This window comes from Embleya sp. NPDC001921, assembly GCF_053594475.1.
Genome location: NZ_JBSFEO010000016.1, coordinates 60950 through 80426, shown reverse-complemented (window position 1 = coordinate 80426; position 19477 = coordinate 60950). Strand labels below are relative to the sequence as shown.

The window sequence follows — 19477 nt, the reverse complement described above, 5'->3', positions numbered from 1 at the left end:
CACACCGTACACGGGGGCCGACCGGCCCGGGCTCATCGCGCCGAGGCGCCGTCGGGCATGCCGAATCCACGCAGCAGGGTGTCCACGATCCGGGTCGCCAGCACGTCCGCGTCCTCGCCCCGGTCGTGCTGCGCGGCCTCGTGGATCAGCGCGTAGTACACCCGCCGGGTCCAGTCCAGGTCGACGTCCGCACGCAGCACCCCGGCCTCCCTGGCCCGCCGGAAGAGCCGGTCGCACCGGTCGAGCACGTCCGCGTGCACGCGCGCCGGCTCGGAGTCGTCGGTGCGCGGCGCGGTCATCGCGAAGCCCCACGCGAGCTTCACCCGCAGCACGTTCGCGGTGACCTGGTACAGCGCGACGGCGGGCGGCGTGGTCTCCGGCCGCCCCGCCGTCACCGCGTCGTGGAACTGCCGCGCGGCCCACACACTCATCGCCGCGATCAACGCCTCGCGGGTGGCGAACCGACGGTGCACCGTCGTCCTGGCCACCCCGGCCGCCTCGGCGATCTGCTCCATCGTGGCCGCCGGATTCTCGCTCAGCACCCGCTCGGCCGCCTCCAGGATCGCGCGCACGGTCCGCTCCGCGTCCGCGCGCAGCGGTCGCGTGCGCTCCCCGGTACCACTCGCCTTCGAAGTCACGGTCGAACTGTACGACAAAGTCGCCACTCCAGCCCTACTTGCATCATCAGTGATGCATGTTCTAAGTTCAGTGCATCACCGAAGCACCACTTAGCGTTCGCGGCGGCACCACCTGCGGCTGCACTACCCAAGGAGCCCTCATGGACCTGCGTCTCGACGGCAAGACCGCCCTGGTGACCGGCGCGAGCCGAGGCATCGGCCTGGCGATCGTGTCCGCCCTCGCCGACGAGGGCGTCCGCGTCCTGGCCGCCTCCCGCACCCTCACCCCGGAGCTCGCCGCGACCGGCGCCCTGACCATGGCCGTGGACCTGGCCCGACCCGACGGGCCGATCCGACTCGCCGAACGCGCCGCGGCCGAGTTCGGCCGACTCGACATCCTGGTCAACAACGTCGGCGGCGGCGACGCGGGCGGCGACGATCAGACCGGCGGCTTCCTGAGCTTCACCGACGACCAGTGGCTCGCCTCGTTCGAGCTCAACTTCCTGGCCGCCGTGCGCACCACGCGCGCCGCACTGCCCGCGCTGCTCGACGCGCGCGGCGCGATCGTGAACATCTCCTCGCTCGGCGCCCGAGTGCCGCACGCCGGGCCGGTGACATACACCACCGCCAAGGCCGCGCTGACCGCGTTCGGCAAGGCGCTCGCCGAGGAGTTCGGGCCGCGCGGCGTCCGGGTCAACACGGTCTCCCCCGGCGCGGTGCGCACCGCGATGTGGGAGGCGCCGGACGGCTACGGCGCCCAACTGGCCACATCCATGGGCCTGTCCCACGAACAGTTGCTCGCCGCGCTCCCCGGCGCGACCGGCATGGTCACCGGACGCTTCGTCGAGCCCGCCGAGGTGGCGACCGCGGTCGCCTACCTGCTCTCCCCGCTCGCGGGCAGCGTGACCGGCACGGACCACCTCGTCGACGGCGGCGCGCTCAAGGCCGCCTGACACTCCCGCGCCGCCCCGGGCGGTCCAAGCGGTACGACGGGGTCTTCCGTTGCGGAGGGCCCCGTCGTACGCCCGAACCGTCGGCGCTCACCCCGCCCGAGGCCGCACCCCCAGCGCCGGCAGCACCGTCTCGCCGATCCGGTACGCCTCCTCCAGCAACGGGTTGCCGGACAGGATGAACGTGTCCACACCCATCGCCTCGAACTCCTGCAACCGCTCGATCACCTGAGCCGTGGAACCGACCACCGCCGTCCCGGGCCCGGGCCGGAACAACCCCATCCCGGGCCACAGGTTGGGGTACACCTCCAACTCCCGTGCCCGAGCCGGGACCCGGCCGCCGTGCTGGCGGAACTGCCGTTCCCAGCCGACCCCGTCCGCGTCCGCCGCCTGGCCCAACTGCCTCGCGTAGGTGGCGTGGCTGGTCACCTCGAGCAGCCGATCGGCCGCCGCCCACGCCTCGTTCTCGCTGTCCCGCACGATCAGGTGCAGCCGCAGTCCGATCCGCAACGAACGCCCGTGCGCGGCGGCCCGCTCGCGGACCCGCTCCAGCTTCTCCCGGAGCAGGTGCGGTGGTTCGCCCCAGGTCAGGTAGACGTCGACGTGCTCCGCGGCCATCTCGATGCCGGCCGGGGACGAACCGCCGAACCACATCGGGACGTGCCCGCCGTCCCGGTGCAACTCGCGCAGCCCCGCACCCGCCTGCCGCAGGTCGTAGAACTTCCCCTTGTGGTCGAACACCTCGCCCGAGGTCAGCCGCCGGACGATCGACCAGTACTCGGCGCTGAGTTCGTAGCGCTCGTCGTGCTCCAGATGCAGCCCGTACTCGCGCAGGCCCTCGGTCGAGCCGTTGACCACGTTGAACCGCAGCCGCCCCGCGCCGAACAGCGCCTCGAAGCTCAGCGCCATCTTGGCCAGCAACGTCGGCGCGATCAGCCCGGGATGCACCGCGAGCAGCGGTCGGAACGTCGGCGCCGCCGCGGCCACCACGCTGCCCAGCGACCACACGTCGTACAGGTCGGTCGCCAGCAACGCGCCACTGAACCCCAACCGGTCCACCGCTCCCGCGAGTTGCTGGAGGTAGGCCAGGTCGACCGGACGCCGGCCGGCGGGCTCCCACGGATACGGCCCCTCACGCGGGATCACGTACCACAACACCTCGGTACTCATCGGGCACCGCCGTCCGGCGCCGCGAGCACCTCGGCCACCAGCGGCGCCAACGCGGCGCCCTGCGCGTCGGCGACCGTGATCGGCCGGTCGATGAACCCGTTCGCCACGAAGATGTCCGCGGCCTCCTGCTGCTCGGCGATGAACGAGGCAGGCACCGGCTCCAGCCGCCACGGCAGCGCCGCCAGCGCCTCGGCCCAGTCCGCCCGCGCACCCGGCAACTCGGCCGCGTGCAAAGCGGCCGCCTCGTCGAGGTGCGCCGCGGCCCACTCGTCGGCCTCGCGCAGCGCGGACACCACGATCGCGGCCACCTCCGCGCGGTCCTCGGCGAACGCGCGGCGCGCGAAGAACACCGAGCGGTCGGTGATCACGTCGCCGACCCGGTGCAGCACCCGAAGCCCGGGCTCGCGCAGCGCGGCGACCAGCTCGGGGCCCTGCGCGACCCAGCCGGCGATCTCGCCGGAACGCAGCCGCGCGGCCTGGTCCTGTCCCGCCGCCGGCCGCACCGGCGTGATGTCGTCCCGGTAGGACAGCCCGACGTCGGCGAGCGCCTTGGCCACGAAGTGGGTCTGCCACGAACCGATGCTCAGCACGACCGTGCCGTCCTTGAGGTCCACCGGCGCGCGCACCGGGCCCTCGTCGGCGACCAGCAACGCGCCGTGCCCGGGACGCGGCGCGGACACCGCGACGTAGACGAGGTCGTGGCCCTGCGCCTGGCCGACGATCGGCGGCGTCGAACCGGTCCCGCCGAAGTCGATCGTGCCGTCGCCGAGCAGTTCGCCCACCCGGGTGCCCTCCACGGGCACCCAGGTCACGCTCTCCCCCAGCGGCTCCAACGCGCGCTCCAGGATGCCCAGCCGCGCGAGCAGGTACAACGACGGGTTGCTGCCGTGGACACCGATGGTGACGGTCATTCAGATCACTCCGGTCGAAGACGGGGACGAGGAAGAGGACGAGGAGAAGGACAACGCGGAAGACGCGGAAGACGAGCCGCGGCCGACCGAAGCGGGGAGCACGGACGCCCCGGCGGATCCGGAATCCGGCGTGTGCACACCCAGATCGGCGAGCAACCGCCGGCGCAGCGCCGCGAACGCCGGATCGGTGGGATCGCGCGGCCGGTCCACCGCGACCACCTCGTCGGTGACCAGGTTTCCGTCCCGCAGCACCGCGACCCGGTCGGCCAGCCGGATCGCCTCCTCCACATCGTGCGTGACCAGCAGCACGGCGGGCCGATGCACCCGGCACAACTCGCCGACCAGGTCCTGCATGCGCATCCGGGTCAGCGCGTCCAACGCGGCGAACGGTTCGTCCAGGAGCAGCAGTTCCGGCTCGCGCACCAGTGCACGGGCGAGCGCGACGCGCTGCGCCTCACCGCCGGACAGGGTCGCCGGCCAGGCCTGGGCATGCCCTTCCAGACCGACCTCGGTCAGCGCGCGCAGGCCGACCTCCCGGGTGGCCCGACCTCGCGGCAGGCCGACCACGACATTGGCCAACACCCGCTTGGACGGGACCAGTCGCGGTTCCTGGAAGACGATGGTGCGGGCCTCGGGGACCAGGACCGTGCCGCCGTCGCTGCGATCGAGCGCGCCGAGGATGCGCAGCAGCGTGGTCTTGCCGGTACCGCTCGCGCCGAGCAGCGCGACGAACTCGCCGCGGGCGATGTCAAGGTGCACGCCGTCCAGAACGGCGCGGGTGCCGAACACCCGGCGCAGCCCCCGGATGTGTACCGCGACGTCGGCGGTGGACCCGGTGCGATCGGTGCTCATCGGCCGGCCCCCTGCCCCTGGTTGCGCCAAGGCATCAGCACCCGTTCCAGGATGCGCACCAGGACGTCGGCGAGCAGGCCGAGGATCGCGTAGACCAGGATGCAGACGGTGAGGATGTCGGTACGCGAGAAGCTCTGCGCCTGGCTCATCAGATAGCCGATCCCGGCCGTGGAGTTGATCTCCTCGGCCGCGATCAGCGCGATCACGCTCAGCGTCATGGACAGCCGCAGCCCGGAGAGCAGCGCGGGCAGCGCGCCCGGCAGGACCACCTCGCGCACCAGTGCGATTCGGCCGACGCCGAAGCTGCGCATCGCCTCGACCAGCTTGCGGTCCACGTTGCGCACCCCGCCGGAGGCGGAGACGTACATCGGGAACGCGGTGGCCACCGCGATCAGGATCACCCGGGCCGATTCGCCGATGCCGAACCACACCATGAACAGCGGGACCAGCGCGAGGAACGGCACGGTGCGCAACAACTGCACGGTGGAGTCCAGGAGTTCCTCACCGAGCCGGGAGAATCCGGTGAGTACGCCCAGGGCCAGGCCGATGGTGAGCCCGAACACCAGGCCCAGACCGGCCCGACCCAGCGAGACCCGGAGCGCGTCCGGGAGTTGGCCGTTGTCCCACATCTCGCGTGCCGCGCGGAAGACGTCGGCGGGTGAGCCGAGCAGGTCCGGGCTGAGCGCTCCGCTGTGCGAGGCCCAGGCCCAGCCGCCGACCAGCGCGAGCGGGCCGATCGCCCGCAGCGCGGGGCTGAGGAAGCGCGGTCGCGGGCGCGGGAGTCGCGGACGCGGGGTGACCAGGCCGGGGTACTCGCGTACCCGGGGTTCGGCCTTGACCAGCGTGGGCGCGCTCATCCGGTGGCTCCCGCGAGGGAGGCCACGTCCAGCAGGTGCGGCTTGACGTCGACCAGGCTCGGGGTGACCTTCTGGTTCAGGAAGAACTGGGCGACCTTGCCGAAGCGTTCCACGTCGGCCGGTCGGATCGGCTCGACCGTCGCGCCCTGCCGGGTGAAGTCGGTCTGGATGCGCTTGGGTTCGGCGCCGTAGGCGGTGGGGCCGGAGTCGGTGAAGACGTTGATGTACGCGGCGGGGTCGGCGATCTCCTTGGCGCCGGCCTCGTGCAGGTAGGCGTAGAACGCCTTGACCACCTCGGGGTGCTTGTCCGCGAACGCGTTGCGCACCGCCCACACCGAGTAGTTGTCCGAGCCGAGCGCGCGGCCGTCGGCGAGGAAGCGCGCGTTGCCGGAGGCCAGCGCGGGCACCGAGTAGGTGGCCCAGGTGGCCCACGCGTCGACCTGGCCGGCGGCGAACACCGGCGCGGTCTGGTCGGCGCGCAGGTAGACCCGCTCGACCTTGTCGGCCGGGATGCCCGCCTGTTCGAGTGCGGCGAGCAGCAGGTATTCGCTGGTGCCGCCCTGCGAGCAGGCCACCTTCTTGCCGATGAGGTCCCGGATCGAGTGGATCTTCGAGTCGCTCTTGACCAGGATGCCCTCGCCCGCCAGGTCGGGGGCGGTGGCGCCGAACAGCTTGAAGCTCGGCTTCTGGCCGAGCGCGGCGACGGCGGAGGTGATCGAGCCGAGCGCGACGTCGAGTTGGCCGGCGTTGATCGCCTGCGCGGCCGGTGCGAACGGGCCCGCGCTCCCGGTCCAGGAGACCTTGGCGCCGACCTTGGCCAGCGCCGCGTCCAGGGAACCGTCCTTCTTGCCGAGCGCGAGCACGCCGTTGTTCCCCGGGTCGGGGACGCGCAGCGTGATACCGGTCTTGGTGTCACCCGCGGCCGACGACGCCTTGGCGTCCTTCGACGAGGAGCCGCAGCCGGTCAGCGCGATCAGTGTCGCGGTCGCGAGCGCGACGGCGGACAGCAGACGGGTGCGACGGCGAGGGGGCCGGCTACTCATGGGATGCCTCCAGCGTGGATATCCGGGACGGTTCGGGGTCGAGCGGTTGTTCGGGGTGCGCGCGCCCGGCGGGCGACGGCGCGGTGTCGATCGAGCGGGTCGGGTCCTCGGGTCGCGGCGCGCCCGCGGCCGACGCCCTTCGCGCGTTCGCGAGTTCGCGAGCGGCCCGCAGCGGCTCCGGGGCCGCCCACGCGCGCACGTCCACGGGTTCGGCCAGGAAGCCCTGCCCGCGCAGGAAGCGCTCCTGGAGCGCGAGCAGGTCCAGGCGCTCGGCGGAGAGGTCGATCCGCAGCGTGTCCGGGCCGAGTTCGCGGTACGCGCCGGCCACTCCGAACGCGCCCGCACCGGTCTCGGCGCCCAGGATCCGGGCCACCTCGGCGGGATGCCCCGGCGCCCAGTCGGCCGCCTCGACCAGCACCGCGAGGAAGCGGGTGACCAGTTCCGGGTGGCGCTCCAGCAGATCCCGGTGCACGGTGATCGGCCGCGGCGTCCCGTTGTTGATCCGCGCTCGCGGGTCGGCCGCCGCGTCCAGGTCCACCGCCACGACCGCGCCGTGCCGTGCGGCCGCCTCGACGGCGAGCGCGCCCTTGACGTACACCGCGTCCACGTCACCGCGCCCCAGCGCGGCCAGTTCGGCCTCCCACTGGCCGATCCCGTGCGCCGCGGGCACCTCGACCGGACGCGCGTCGGACAAGGTCGCGCCGGCCAGGGACAGTGCGCCGGCGAAGCCGTGCAGTGCCATCGCCCGCCAGAAGTCGATCGCGATGTCGTGCCGGGGAATCGCCAGCCGCAGCCCGCGCAGGTGCTCGGGTGCGCTGATGCCGCTGTCCGCGCGGACCAGGATCGCCTGGCTCTCCTCGATCCAGGTGAGTCCGACCAGCCGGGTCGCCTCGCCTCGCGAACGCGCCCACAACGCGGGCACGTTGCCGCCCTCGCGGAAGAGGCCGGGCAGCGCGTGCGTGTAGTGGTGGTCGGCGGCCACATCGGCGGAGACGTCCTGCAGCGAGCGGACGGTGATGCCCTCGGCCGCGAACTCGGCGTCGAGCAGCCCCAGATCGGCGGCGATGCCGGTGGCGGTGGGTACGGGACAGCGGGTGAACCACAGTTCGTCCGGACGGGCGCCGGTCACGGCGGTCATGGCGATACTTCCGTTCGCGTTGGTGGCGGCGGGGGTCCGCGGCCCGGTCGGGCACGGCGCGGATCGACCCGGGACCGCGTCGGTCCGGGCAGGGGGCAACGGGTCACGCGTGGTCGGGACCTACGGGTGAGCGGCATCGCGACAAGGCAGCGCGCGAACGCCGGACGTCGATCGGGTCGATCGTTCGGGCGCGGGCGTACCGGGGTTCGGTGCGGGGTGGGTCAGCGACAGCCGGCGCTGGAGACGCGCGCGAGGTCGATGTGCCGGCGGCTGGTCAGCAGCGCGCGGGCGGTGGAGGACGGCGCGGTGTACAACGCGTCTGCGGACACGCGGGCCTCCCTCTCGGTTGCTTCGTCGATCACGGCCACTCCCGGCGGAGCGCCGGGCGCGGCAAAAGGTGTATCGGGGGGATCCTGGCATGATCCGCGCCGCGCGATCAAACCTTCCCATGATGTGGGATACCTTGGCGCTCTCCGGCGCGGATCGTGGCACACAGTGGTCGATCGGCTTGCCGTATGGTGAAAACCGCCTGTCGAACGGCGAGTTGGGGGTTCCAGTGGACGCAACCGCGCCGGACACGAACGCGGCGGAGATGAACGCGGCGGACACACATGCGGCGCGCACCCGCGCGGCGCACGCCGGGGCAACACACGCCGGGGCAGCGCACACGGACGCGCCCGACCCGACCACACCGCGCGCACCGTCCGGCGCGCAGGCCGTCCAGCGCGCCCTGGGCATCCTGCACTGCTTCCGGGCGACCGGCACCGACCTGAGCGCGTCGGACATCGCCCGCCGGATGGACCTGTCGGTGTCCACCGCGCACCGCCTGGCCCGCACCCTGGTCGGCGCGGGCTTCCTCGATCAGGACGACCGCACCAGCCGCTACCGGCTGGGTCCCGTGGTCGCCGAACTCGGCCTGCTCGCCTACCACCAGCGCGGCCTGCACCACGCGGCGCCCGAGTTGGAACAGTTGTCCCGGCGCACCTCGGCGACCTCCGACCTGGCCATCCGCAGCGGTCGGCACGCGCTGGTCCTGGTCGGCAGTTCGGTCCAGCCCGGCACCGGCCTCGGCCTGCGCCGGCCACTGCACTCGACCGCACTGGGCAAGGTGCTGCTGGCCTGGGCCGATCCGGCGGACGGCGGTCTGGAGCCGCTGCTGCCGCTGGCCCCGCAGACCGAGCGCACCATCGTGGACCCGGTGGCGTTGCGCGCCCAGTTGCAGGCGGCCCGGGCGATCGGCTACGCGCTCAACGACGGCGAGTCCGTCCCGGGCGTACGCACCCTGGCGGTGCCGATCCTGAACCGGGCCGGCCACGCGCACGCGGCCCTGGCGGTGCGGTCCACGCCCGCCGTGATGACCGACGAGCGCATCCCGTGGTTCCGCGACCGGGCCCAGGCGTGCGCCGACGCCCTGGAGGTACTGCTGTTGCCGCCGCATCGACGCCGACTGCGCGAGTCGGGGCTGCCCGCGGAATAGGGTCCGCCTCACGACTCCGGTCCGGAGTCGTGAGGCGGACCCTGCGCTTGGGGGCGGCGGTCAGGCGGCGGCGACCAGCGCGTCGCGGCCGAACACGCGGGTGCGGGTGGTGGTCACGGTCTCGGCCGACCGCGCCTTCGGCGCCGCGAACACGGCGAACCGCAGGAAGGCGAACCGGGCCAGCCCGGCGACGCCCGACGCGACCAGGTAGGTGCCCTGCTCGACCATGATGCTCGGCGCGGCCTGGACCGCGTGCAGGCCCAGCACGGCCGCCGTGGTGAACAGGTAGGCGACCACGGCCGACCCACCGGCCTGGGCGTGCGCCTTGAGGTCGGCGCGCCCGGCCCGGAAGGCGAACCGGCTGTGCAACTCGGTGGCCAGGAGCGTGCCGGCCACGGTGACCACGGCGTTGGCGGCGGCGATCGGCAGGTGACCGGAGAGGGCGACGAGCGCGGCGCTGGAGGCCAGTCCGGTACCGCCGCCGAAGACCACGAAGCGAGCGAAGGAGGCGACCGTACCGGGCGTCGACGGCTGAGTGGTGTCCTGCTCTGCGACCCGGCTGCGGTTGTTCACGTGACTCTCCTTGACCCCCTGCGAGCCCTGTCGGCCCGTCTGGTTCAAACCTAGGGATCGCGCAACACATTCCCCATGGTGCCCACTTCCCTCTCTGGGTGGGGCTGGCCCCACCCCTCGACAGGCGGCCTGCCCCGCCCCCGTCGACACGTCCCCGGGGTCGCCGTCCACGACTCGTGGTCGACAATCCATCCAAAAAACTCACAAACCACCACACTCGCGAGCCCGCAAAAGCGCGCGAACGACCCTTCCGACACCACTCCCGTCGCGGATGTCTGCCTCGTCACACCACACAATGCGTGCGGGGACGATCACACCACGTACACCATCCCATCCATGCGCGGCGACGTACGCCCACCGACTGCGAGGCGGCCGACACCCGACGACCGGGCCGGACCACGCGCCATCGAAGCACGGACATCCACATGGATAGCGACACCCGCTAGCATTAGTTTCGTGAGCACACGAATCGCGGATCTCGACGCCGGCGGCGCACCCCTGCTCGGCGAGCCGCTCCCGGTGGAGCTGGCCAACACCCGGTACGCGGTACGCGGCGTGCCGCACGAGGGACTTACCGAGCCGGAGCACCTGGCCGCGTGGCTGCGCGACATCGCGCCGCGGCTGACCGCACCGCCGTCCGACGCCGCGTTGCTCGCGGTGGACGCGCGGGACCTGGCCGCGGCACTGGACCTGCGCGAGTGCGTCGCCGCCCTGCTGCGCGCCGCGACGACCGACACCGCGCCGGCCGCCGACACCGTGGCCCGCCTGAACGCGTACACCCGCGCCGCGCCGCGCTGGCGCGAGCTGACCTGGCCCACCGCGACCACGCACACCCGGGCCGAGCCGATCGCCACCGTGCTGGCCGAGCTGGCCGACGCCACGATCGACCTGGTCACCGGGCCCGACCGGGCCGAGCTGAGGTCCTGTCACGGCCCGGGCTGCGTGCTGCACTTCGTCCGGAACAACCCGCGCCGCGAATGGTGCTCCGCGGGCTGCGGCAACCGCGCCCGGGTGGCCCGGCACTACCAGCGCACCAAGAACCCGCCTCGGAGGTAGGGATTGCGGGCATTGGCCAGAGATAAGGGAAGCCCCTGAAGACCGGAACACCCGCCTCCGAAAGACTCTGGGCGATTCCCAGCGAGAGGCTTCGATTTCCGATGCGCGTTTCCCGGATCTCCGGTGAGCTGTCCCCCACCCCCGCGCGCCGTCGTCGCGCCGGCACCCGCGCGGCCGCGGCCTCGGCCGCCGTCCTGGTCGCCTCCGCCCTGCTCACCGGCTGCCTCGGCAAGGACGACAAGAAGGACGACAAGGGGGGCTCGACGAGTCCCACCGGGACCAAGCCGCCGATGATCACCATGCCGCCGGCGCCGACCCTCCCGGCGAAGTCCGACCCGTCGACGAGCGCGACCGGCGGTGGTGGCGGTGGCGCCACCCCGTCCGGGACCGCGACCAAGCGCACCGGCCAGGTCAAGATGGTCAAGCTGCACAAGGGCGACTGCGTCGAGGAGAAGGGCGAGGAACTCGCCACCGTCGCCTGCACGAAGCCGCACGACGCCGAGGTGGTCGGGGAGTTCACCCTGCCGGCCAACATGTCGCCGACGAGCATGACCTTCCAGGACGACACCGGCAAGAAGTGCACCGAACTGGTCACCCCGGCCGCCGCCCGCAACAGCGACCTCCCGTTGTCCAAGCTCACCCTGCGTCCCACCGCGGGCAGTTGGATCAACGAGAACGACCGCGACCTGACCTGCCTCCTCAAGCGCAACGACAACGTCAAGCTCACGGCTCCCCTGAAGTAGCCGCGACGGGCGGCCCCGACAGCCGTCCGGCGACGGGCCCACCCAGGCCCGCCCGGTTCCACCCACGGCCCCGCGCACGCCCTTCGGGCGAGGCGGGGCCGTTCGCGTACCCGGCGCACCCGCGACCACCCGCCGTCGCCGCCGACGCCGCCGCCGCCGCTCGAAGCCCGCCACCGCAGGCCGCCACTGCCGCGCGTGTCCGGCGGCAACACCCCGGCCCCTCTACCGCTTTCGGCCGAAGCGATGTCCCGATCCCGATCGATTCACCCGTTCGAGGGGCTTGTGCGTCACACGCCCGATCCGCCCCACGCGTCCGCGTAGCCTGGCGCCCGCGACGGTGCTTCCCCTGCCCGCCGGGGCGCGACCCCTCCCGCACGGGACCCATCCGAGCACCCCGCTCGGCGACCGAGCACAGCCCGCCGAGCGGTCCCCGCAGGACACCCGCACGATTCGATTCCGACATTTTTCGAGGATGCCGATGGTTCTCGCTGGATCGTCCCCCGGAGGCCGACGGCCGGCCCTCGCGTGGGTCCTCCCCCTCCTCGTGACAGCCGTGTGCGCGGCCGCGGCCGTGGCCGCGGTCTCCCCCCAGGCCCGTCCCGCGGTGGCCCTGTGCGGTGGACTCGCGACCGTCGCCGTCGCCGTGTGCGCCGCCGAGGCCGGCCGCCGCGGGCGCACGATCACGCAATTGCACCTGCGACTCCAGCAGCAACAGGTCGGCCTGCGCCGGCGCCTCGCCGCACAGGAGGCGGAAACGGTCCGGCTCTCCGAGGAGTTGCTCCCCGAGGCCATCGGCCGCCTGCAGATGGGCGAGCCGGTACCGGAGGTGATGCGCAAGGTCGCCCCGCAGCCGGACGACCCGACCGAGTTCGCGGTCGCACACCGCAACGTGATCCGCTCGGTGATCGACACCGTCAGCGCCGAGGAGGACATGCGCGAGTCCGCCCAGCGCGCGTTCGTCAACATCGCCCGCCGCGTCCAGGCCACCATCCACCAACAGGCCCAGGACATGCGGGACATGGAGGACCGGCACGGCGACGACCCGGTCGTCTTCCGCGACCTCCTGCACCTGGACCACGGCAACGCGCTGATCGGCCGGATGGCGGACAGCATCGCCGTGCTCGGCGGCGCCCGCCCCGGTCGCCAGTGGGAAACCGACATCGGCATGTACAGCGTGCTGCGCGGCGCGATGTCGCGCATCCTGGACTACCGCCGGGTCAAGCTGCACTCCGTCGTCGAGGTCGCGGTCATCGCGCAGCACGTCGAGCCGCTGATCCACGCGATCGCCGAACTGCTCGACAACGCCACCCGGTACTCGCCGCCCTCGACCACCGTGCACCTGAGCACCGTCGAGGTGCAGACCGGCATCGCGGTCGAGATCGAGGACGCCGGCGTCGGCCTGAGCGAGGAGGCCCGCCGCCGCGCCGAGCGCATCCTGTCCCTGGACGGCGACGCGCTCAACCTGGGCGACCTGGGCGAGACCCCGCGCCTGGGCCTGACCGTGGTGGGCAGGCTCGCGCACGCCAACAACTTCAAGGTGATGCTCCGCCCGTCGGCCTACTCCGGCGTGCGCGCCGTCGTGGTCATCCCGCAGGACCAGATCACCGCGAACGTGCCACCGATGTACCCGATGCCGGAGCACCTCCAGCACCTGGACGAACTCCCGTCCCTGCACGACCTGATGACCGACACCCCGGTCGGCACCGAACTGGGTGCCAACGGCCTCCCGCAGCGCCGCCGGCGCAACCTGGGCACGGTGCCGCGCGCTGGGGGAACGCGCGGCGGGCACCGCGCGAACGCTTCGAAGCCGGCCGCCGCACCGAACGTCGAGGATCCGCCGCCGGGGCTCGGTCTGGACGCGTTCCTCAGTGGCATCAACGGCGAACTGCCCTCCAGTGAACGGCGATCCGAGACCGGGGACGATTCGTGGGGCGACGGGGGATATCGATGACGGGGTACCGACCGAACATGGACTGGATGCTGGCCGATCTGGCCAAGAGCGTGCCGTTCACGCGCTACATCGTGCTGCTGTCCGCCGACGGCCTGCGCATGGCCCAGCACAACACCGCGGCCGACACCGCCGACCGGCTCGCCGCCGCGTGCGCGGGCCTGCAGAGCCTCGCCGCCGCGGTCGCGTCCGAATTCCCCAAGGGCGACGGCCGGATGCGGCTGGTGGTGATCGAGGTCAACGGCGGCTACTTCTACATGATGGCCGCCGGCGCGGGCGCCTATCTCGCGGTGCTGGCCGACGGTCAGGTGGACACCGGCCTGCTCGGCCACCGGATGCGCGACCTGGTGATCCGGATCGGCGAACACCTGACCAGTCCTCCGCGCCACGACGGGGCCTTTCCGTGAGTGTGCCGAGGCGCTCACGGCGCGACCCGCACCCCGAGCGGCTGTACATGGTCGGGGAAAACCCGGATGCGCAGGACCGGTTGGACCTCGTCACCCTGTTCGTGGCCAAGCACGAGCCCGAGCGCGGGATGTCCCCCGAGCTCGCGACGATCCTGCGGATGTGTGAACAGCCGTTGTCCATGGCCGAGATCTCCGCACACATGCGGTTGCCGACCAGCGTGCTGACGCTGGTCCTGACGGACATGGTGACCACGAATCAACTCGAGGCGCGCGCACCGATCCCGGCCGCCTCGTTGCCCGACATCGATCTGCTCAAGGCGGTGATGCATGGACTACAAAGGCTCTGAGACCCTCGCCGGGCCGCGCCCCGAGGACATGCTGCCGGCGACGGCCGCCGCCGCGGTCAAGGTCGTCGTCGTCGGCGGCTTCGGCGTCGGCAAGACCACACTGGTCGGCGCGGTCAGCGAGATCCGGCCGCTCACCACCGAGGAGACGATGACCCAGGCGGGCGTCGGCATCGACGACCTCGCGGGCATCGAGGCCAAGACCACCACGACCGTGGCGATGGACTTCGGCCGGATCAGCCTCAACGAGCGCCTGGTCCTCTACCTGTTCGGCACTCCCGGGCAGGAGCGCTTCTGGTTCCTGTGGAACGGCCTGTTCGACGGCGCGCTCGGCGCCGTGGTCCTGGTCGACACCCGGCGCCTGGAGGTGTGCTTCGACGTGATGGGCCGGCTCGAGGATCGCGGCGTGCCGTTCGTGGTCGCGGTCAACACGTTCCCCGAATCGCCGGTGCACTCCATGGACGAACTGCGCGGCGCGCTCGACCTGGACGAGTCGGTACCCATGCTCGACTGCGACGCGCGCAGTCGCAGCTCCAGTCGGGACGTCCTGATGGCCCTCATGCAATACCTCTACACGCTCACCACGAACCGGGAGACGCAATGACCGCTCCTCCCCCCGTTCCGCCGCCCGGCTGCCCCGCGCACGCGGGCGCGACGGCCACCGAGGGCATCACGAGGTTGTACGGACCGGAGACGATCGCGGACCCCGGCGCCACGTACGAGAGGTTGCGCGCCGAGTACGGTGCGGTCGCGCCGATCCTGGTCGACGGCGACTTTCCCGGCTGGCTGGTGCTGGGCTACCGGGAGAACCTGGAGGTCATGCGCACACCGAGCCGGTTCTCCCGGGACGCGCGCAACTGGCGTGACTGGCGCGAGGGCCGGATCCCGCCGGACGCCACGATCCTGCCGATCATGGAGTACCGCCCGGACTGCGTGTCCAGCGACGGCGCCGAGCATCAACGCCTGCGCAGCGTGGTCACCGAGAGCCTGGACCGGTTCGACCGACGCGGCATCCGCAAGCACGTCCAGCGACTCGCCCACGACCTGATCGACCGGATCGCGGCGGACGGCCACGCCGACCTGGTCGCCCAGTTCGCGCAACAGTTGCCGATGCTGGTCATCGCGCAGTTGTACGGTCTGCCCGACGCGATGGGTCCACGGCTGGTCGAGGCCAGCGCCGAGCTGATGATGCAGGGCGAACGCGCGCTCGAATGCAACGAGTTCATCCTGAGCACGCTGCGCGACCTGGCCGACCGCAAACGTGCCGAGCCCGCCGCCGACTTCCCGTCCTGGCTGATCGAGCACCCGAACAAGCTGTCCGAGGACGAGGTCCTGCACCACCTGCGGCTGGTCATGGTCGCGGCGAACGAGCTGACCATCGCGCTGATCGCGAACACGCTGCGGGTGGTCCTGACCGACGACCGGTTCGCCGCGTCGCTGGCCGGCGCGCGGTTGACCCTGCCCGACGCGGTCGAACAGGTCCTGTGGGACGAACCGCCGTTGTGGGTGATCCCGGGCCGTTGGGCGCTGGTGGACACCGAGTTGGGCGGGCGCCGGATCAAGGCCGGCGATCTCCTCGTGCTCGGCGTCATGGCCGGCAACGTCGACCCGCAGATCCGTACCGACCTCACCGTGCCGGTCCACAACAACCGCGCCCACCTGGCGTTCAGCGGCGGCGCGCACCTGTGTCCGGGACAGGACATCGGCCGAGCGATCACGGACACCGCGATCGACACCCTCAACAGCCGGCTTCCCGACATCCGCCTGGCCCACCCGGACCGCCCACCCGCCTGGCACGCGGCAACCTGGGCCCGCTACCTCACGTCCCTTCCGGTCGAGTTCACCCCGGTCCCCCTGGTGAAACCCACCGAATGGACCCGCCCCCCACGCCCACCCCGCCCCACCACACCCCCCGACCCCCCGGTACCACCCCTCCCCACCACCTGGTGGACCCGCATCACCACATGGCTCTTCGGCTGACCCCCGGAGCGCCGGGGCCCACCCCCCCCGGCGCTCCCCACCCCCTCCAACCGGAGCACGGGCACCCCCACCAGCCCGTCCGGCGCTCGAGGACACCCCGGAACCCACCCAGCCGGCACCGCGAATCAGCCGCGCCGACTCGGCAACCTGCCATCTCCGCAAGCCACGGACCGAAGCACGACCAACCCCACCAGCCCATCCGGCGCTCGAGGACACCCCGGAACCCACCCAGCCGGCACCGCGAATCAGCCGCGCCGACTCGACACGAGTCACCCTCCACAAGCCACGGACCGAAGCACGGGCAACCCCACCAGCCCGTCCGGCGTTTGAGGACACCCCGGAACGCACCCGGCCCGATCCACGAATCAGCCCGCGCCGGTGATCACCCGCAAGAGCCCACCGACCGCATCCACCATCGCCGACCGCGCGGCGACCAGCGCCGGCCGCGGATCGGCCTTCCCCGGCTCGGCGACCAGCCGCGACCGCAGCGTGCCGGTATAGGCGATGTTCAGCGCCGTGCCCACGTTGATCTTCGTCATCCCCGCACCCACCGCCCGCCGCAGTTCCGCGTCCGGCACCCCCGAGGACCCGTGCAACACGAGCGGCACGTTCACCGCCGCGCGCAACCGCGCGATCAGGTCGTGGTCGAGCGTGGCCGTACGGTCCAGCATCGCGTGACTGCTGCCGACCGCCACGGCCAACGCGTCGACCCCGGTCGCCCGCACGTACGCGGCGGCCTCGTCCGGATCCGTGCGAGCCCCCGGCGCGTGCGCGTCGAGCGCGGGATGGCCTGGCTTGCCGCCGACCTCGCCGAGTTCGGCCTCCAGGCTGATCCCGCGATCGTGCGCCCAGGCCACCGCGTCCGAGGTGGCCGCCACGTTCTCCGCGTAGCCCAGCCGCGACGCGTCGAACATGACCGAGCTGATCCCGGTCCCCTCGGCGGCCCTCAGCACATCCACCGACTCGACGTGGTCCAGGTGCAACGCGACCGGTACGGCCGCCTCCTCCGCGAGCGCCCGGCACGCCGCCGCGAGCGGACCCAGCCGCCCACGCCGAAACTTGACGGCGTTCTCGCTGATCGCCACCACGACCGGCAGTCCCGCCTCCTCCGCCGCGATCAGCACCGCCTCGGCGTGTTCCAGCGTGATCACGTTGAACGCGGCCACCCCGACCCCGTCCGCACGCGCCGCGTCGGTCAATATCCCCGTCGAGGTCAACGGCATGTCATCTCTCCTCGTGAACGATCCCGACAACAACCGGCCCCGAGCCCCCGGCACCCGAACGCCCCAAACCGAAACCAAAACCCGCACCCGCACCGCGCCGACCCATCACCCGCAGGCCGACCGCACACCCACCGGCCCACGTCCCCGCCACCCCGCGCCGCAGCCTCATCGCGGCGGCTCCAGCGCATCGACCCGCACCCTCGACAGCCAGGTTCGGTACAACTCGCCGTCCACCTCGCCCGCCATCGGCGCCGCCACCGCCGCCGCCGACAGCGCCACCGCGTCCCGCAACCGGTCCGGCCACGGGCCGCCCTCGGCCAACCCGCGTGCCAGCGCCGCCACGGCCGCGTCACCGGCGCCGGTGGCGTTGCCGCGTACCGAGGTGGGTGGCGCCGCCCGCCACCAGCCCTCGTCGGTCCCGGCGACCATGCCCTCCGGACCGAACGAGGCGACCACCGCCGTCCCGGCCCGTGCCGTCCCCGCCAGTCGAGCGACCGCCCGCAGCGGATCGGCCTCACCCGTCACCGCGAGCAACTCGTCCGCGTTCGGCTTGACCACGTCCGGCCCGGCCGCGACACCGGCCGACAACGCCGGCCCCGAGGCGTCCAGCAGCACCGGCACCCGCGCGGCCCGGGCGAGCGTCACCAACTCCGCGTAGCCGCTCTCCGAAACGCCCGGCGGCAGACTCCCGGACAGCACCAACACCGAGGCTCCCGGCAGCAGTTCGGCCGTGGCCGCGACCAGCAGAGCCCATTCCCGCGCGGTCCGCGCGGGGCCGAGTTCGTTGAGCGACGTCGCGCCGCCCGAGTCGGTCTCCACGATCGTCGTGGTGCAGCGCGTCTCACCCGCCACCGGCACCGCCGTCAACGCGATGTCCGCCGCCGCGAGGTCGGCCCGTATTCGCTCACCCGTGGCACCGCCCAACGGGGCCACCGCGGTGACGGCGACGCCGAGCGAGCGCAGCACACGTGCGACGTTGACGCCCTTGCCGCCGGCCCGTCCCCCGACCGACGACGGCCGGTTCGCGCCGTGCCGGATCATGCGTTCCAGGTGGTAGGTGACGTCCCAGGCCGGATTCGGCGTCACCGTGACGATCACGACGCCCTCCGCCCGACAGACCCGACAGACCCGACGGACCCGACAGACCCGACGGACCCGACGGACCCGACGGACCCGTCCCGGGGCCCGCCGTCGACACCCGCGCCGACCGTGTCCCTCACGACGCGTCCAGCACCACGGACCGGGTGAGGTGCCGCGGCTCGTCCGGGTTCAACCCGCGGCTCTCCGCGATCGCGACCGCGAGCTTCTGCACCCGGACCAGCTCCGCCATCGGGTCGAGCGCTCCGGCCACGAACGTGCCGCCGGTGGCCGCGACCTGCTCGGCCAGGCCCTCGGGTACCGGCCCGAACACCCAGGTGACCCGGTTCGGCGCGGCGATGCTGATCGGCCCGTGCCGGTACTCCATCACCGGGTAGCTCTCCGTCCACGCCCCGGCGGCCTCGCGCATCTTCAGCGCGGCCTCCGCCGCGAGCCCGGCCGACCAGCCCGAGCCCAGGAAGGTGAACTGCTCCGCCGCCACGAACTCCGGCTCGGGCAGCCACGCGACGGCCTCCTTCGCGTCCCGCACGGCCGCGTCCAGGTCCGCGCCGACGTGCGCCCGCAGCAGCGCGAGGGCCGTGGTGGCGAACCGGGTCTGTACGACCGAACGCTCGTCGGCGAAGTCGAGCATCACGATCTCGTCCGCCGCGGTCGTGATCGGCGTCCCGGGCGTACCGGTGATCGCCGTGGTGGCGACCGTGCCCCGGATGTCCGCAAGCAGCCGCAATACCTCGGTGGTGGTGCCGGAGCGGGTCAGCGCGACGACCCGGTCGTAGTCCCGTACGCCCGGGAACTCCGAGGCCGCGAACGCGTCGGTGACGCCGAGCCCGGCCCGCTCGCGCAGCACCGCGTACGCCTGTCCGATGAACCACGAGGTCCCGCACCCGACGATCGCGACCCGCTCACCGGGGCTCGGAAGTCCGGCGCAGTCCGCGGCCAGTGCGGCGGCACGCGCCCACAGTTCGGGCTGGGTGGTGATCTCGGCAGAGGTGTGGCTCACGGTCGTCATGGCGCTCCCGGGTCCTTGGGCGCAGCACCACGCGGACTGCGCACTGCTGCACTCGCATGCTTGAAACTATTCATTTGATAG

General features: G+C 72.6%; 21 protein-coding genes. 9 read left to right on the top strand and 12 right to left on the bottom strand.

Annotation, left to right across the window (positions count from 1 at the left end):
• Positions 1–32 precede the first annotated feature (32 nt).
• Positions 33–638, bottom strand: coding sequence for a TetR/AcrR family transcriptional regulator (locus ACWCPW_RS20155; protein ID WP_449762937.1), 606 nt, complete (start codon positions 636–638; stop codon positions 33–35).
• 140 nt (positions 639–778) lie between these two features.
• Between ACWCPW_RS20155 and ACWCPW_RS20150 the strand changes: the two genes are divergently transcribed.
• Positions 779–1570: an SDR family NAD(P)-dependent oxidoreductase gene (locus tag ACWCPW_RS20150; RefSeq protein WP_449762936.1), complete on the top strand. Its 792-nt coding sequence runs from the start codon at positions 779–781 to the stop codon at positions 1568–1570.
• An 87-nt stretch (positions 1571–1657) separates the two neighbouring features.
• On the opposite strand, the gene ACWCPW_RS20145 is transcribed toward ACWCPW_RS20150, so the two are convergent.
• The 7 genes from ACWCPW_RS20145 to ACWCPW_RS20115 form a co-directional block, all read right to left on the bottom strand.
• The gene (locus ACWCPW_RS20145) at positions 1658–2737 is read right to left on the bottom strand and encodes an LLM class flavin-dependent oxidoreductase (RefSeq protein WP_449762935.1); all 1080 of its coding nucleotides are present in this window, start codon (positions 2735–2737) and stop codon (positions 1658–1660) included.
• Positions 2734–3648, bottom strand: a complete 915-nt coding sequence (locus ACWCPW_RS20140; RefSeq protein WP_449762934.1) for an ABC transporter substrate-binding protein — start codon at positions 3646–3648, stop codon at positions 2734–2736. Before ACWCPW_RS20140 ends, ACWCPW_RS20145 begins: the two co-directional genes overlap by 4 nt.
• Positions 3649–4500, bottom strand: a complete 852-nt coding sequence (locus ACWCPW_RS20135; protein WP_449762933.1) for an ABC transporter ATP-binding protein — start codon at positions 4498–4500, stop codon at positions 3649–3651.
• Positions 4497–5357: an ABC transporter permease gene (locus ACWCPW_RS20130; protein ID WP_449762932.1), complete on the bottom strand. Its 861-nt coding sequence runs from the start codon at positions 5355–5357 to the stop codon at positions 4497–4499. Before ACWCPW_RS20130 ends, ACWCPW_RS20135 begins: the two co-directional genes overlap by 4 nt.
• The gene (locus tag ACWCPW_RS20125) at positions 5354–6400 is read right to left on the bottom strand and encodes an ABC transporter substrate-binding protein (protein ID WP_449762931.1); all 1047 of its coding nucleotides are present in this window, start codon (positions 6398–6400) and stop codon (positions 5354–5356) included. The genes ACWCPW_RS20130 and ACWCPW_RS20125 overlap by 4 nt, the downstream gene beginning before the upstream one ends.
• Positions 6393–7538, bottom strand: a complete 1146-nt coding sequence (locus ACWCPW_RS20120) for an ABC transporter substrate-binding protein (RefSeq protein WP_449762930.1) — start codon at positions 7536–7538, stop codon at positions 6393–6395. Before ACWCPW_RS20120 ends, ACWCPW_RS20125 begins: the two co-directional genes overlap by 8 nt.
• A 221-nt stretch (positions 7539–7759) precedes the next feature.
• Positions 7760–7867, bottom strand: a complete 108-nt coding sequence (locus ACWCPW_RS20115; RefSeq protein ID WP_395863859.1) for a putative leader peptide — start codon at positions 7865–7867, stop codon at positions 7760–7762.
• Between the two features lie 227 nt (positions 7868–8094).
• Here ACWCPW_RS20115 and ACWCPW_RS20110 point away from each other — a divergent pair, with 227 nt between their 5' ends.
• The gene (locus tag ACWCPW_RS20110; protein ID WP_449762929.1) at positions 8095–9015 is read left to right on the top strand and encodes an IclR family transcriptional regulator; all 921 of its coding nucleotides are present in this window, start codon (positions 8095–8097) and stop codon (positions 9013–9015) included.
• Between the two features lie 60 nt (positions 9016–9075).
• Here ACWCPW_RS20110 and ACWCPW_RS20105 read toward each other — a convergent pair whose 3' ends face one another.
• Entirely contained in the window at positions 9076–9588 is a 513-nt protein-coding gene (locus ACWCPW_RS20105) for a hypothetical protein (protein ID WP_449762928.1), read from the bottom strand.
• Positions 9589–10044: 456 nt separating this feature from the next.
• Between ACWCPW_RS20105 and ACWCPW_RS20100 the strand changes: the two genes are divergently transcribed.
• From ACWCPW_RS20100 to ACWCPW_RS20070, 7 genes are all read left to right on the top strand, one after another.
• On the top strand, positions 10045–10644 hold the full coding sequence (locus ACWCPW_RS20100) for a CGNR zinc finger domain-containing protein (RefSeq protein ID WP_449762927.1): 600 nt from the start codon (positions 10045–10047) through the stop codon (positions 10642–10644).
• 101 nt (positions 10645–10745) lie between these two features.
• Positions 10746–11387: a septum formation family protein gene (locus ACWCPW_RS20095; protein ID WP_449762926.1), complete on the top strand. Its 642-nt coding sequence runs from the start codon at positions 10746–10748 to the stop codon at positions 11385–11387.
• A gap of 478 nt (positions 11388–11865) precedes the next feature.
• Positions 11866–13338, top strand: a complete 1473-nt coding sequence (locus ACWCPW_RS20090) for a sensor histidine kinase (protein WP_449762925.1) — start codon at positions 11866–11868, stop codon at positions 13336–13338.
• Positions 13339–13355: 17 nt separating this feature from the next.
• Entirely contained in the window at positions 13356–13742 is a 387-nt protein-coding gene (locus ACWCPW_RS20085; protein WP_449762924.1) for a roadblock/LC7 domain-containing protein, read from the top strand.
• Positions 13739–14089: a DUF742 domain-containing protein gene (locus ACWCPW_RS20080; protein ID WP_449762923.1), complete on the top strand. Its 351-nt coding sequence runs from the start codon at positions 13739–13741 to the stop codon at positions 14087–14089. Before ACWCPW_RS20085 ends, ACWCPW_RS20080 begins: the two co-directional genes overlap by 4 nt.
• The gene (locus ACWCPW_RS20075; RefSeq protein WP_449762922.1) at positions 14070–14690 is read left to right on the top strand and encodes a GTP-binding protein; all 621 of its coding nucleotides are present in this window, start codon (positions 14070–14072) and stop codon (positions 14688–14690) included. Before ACWCPW_RS20080 ends, ACWCPW_RS20075 begins: the two co-directional genes overlap by 20 nt.
• Positions 14687–16066: a cytochrome P450 gene (locus tag ACWCPW_RS20070; protein WP_449762921.1), complete on the top strand. Its 1380-nt coding sequence runs from the start codon at positions 14687–14689 to the stop codon at positions 16064–16066. Before ACWCPW_RS20075 ends, ACWCPW_RS20070 begins: the two co-directional genes overlap by 4 nt.
• A gap of 365 nt (positions 16067–16431) precedes the next feature.
• On the opposite strand, the gene ACWCPW_RS20065 is transcribed toward ACWCPW_RS20070, so the two are convergent.
• From ACWCPW_RS20065 to ACWCPW_RS20055, 3 genes are all read right to left on the bottom strand, one after another.
• The gene (locus ACWCPW_RS20065; RefSeq protein ID WP_449762920.1) at positions 16432–17289 is read right to left on the bottom strand and encodes a class II fructose-bisphosphate aldolase; all 858 of its coding nucleotides are present in this window, start codon (positions 17287–17289) and stop codon (positions 16432–16434) included.
• Between the two features lie 165 nt (positions 17290–17454).
• The gene (locus ACWCPW_RS20060; protein ID WP_449762919.1) at positions 17455–18387 is read right to left on the bottom strand and encodes a 1-phosphofructokinase family hexose kinase; all 933 of its coding nucleotides are present in this window, start codon (positions 18385–18387) and stop codon (positions 17455–17457) included.
• 118 nt (positions 18388–18505) lie between these two features.
• A complete protein-coding gene (locus tag ACWCPW_RS20055; protein WP_449762918.1) occupies positions 18506–19396 on the bottom strand; it encodes an SIS domain-containing protein in 891 nt (296 codons plus the stop codon).
• Positions 19397–19477 lie beyond the last annotated feature (81 nt).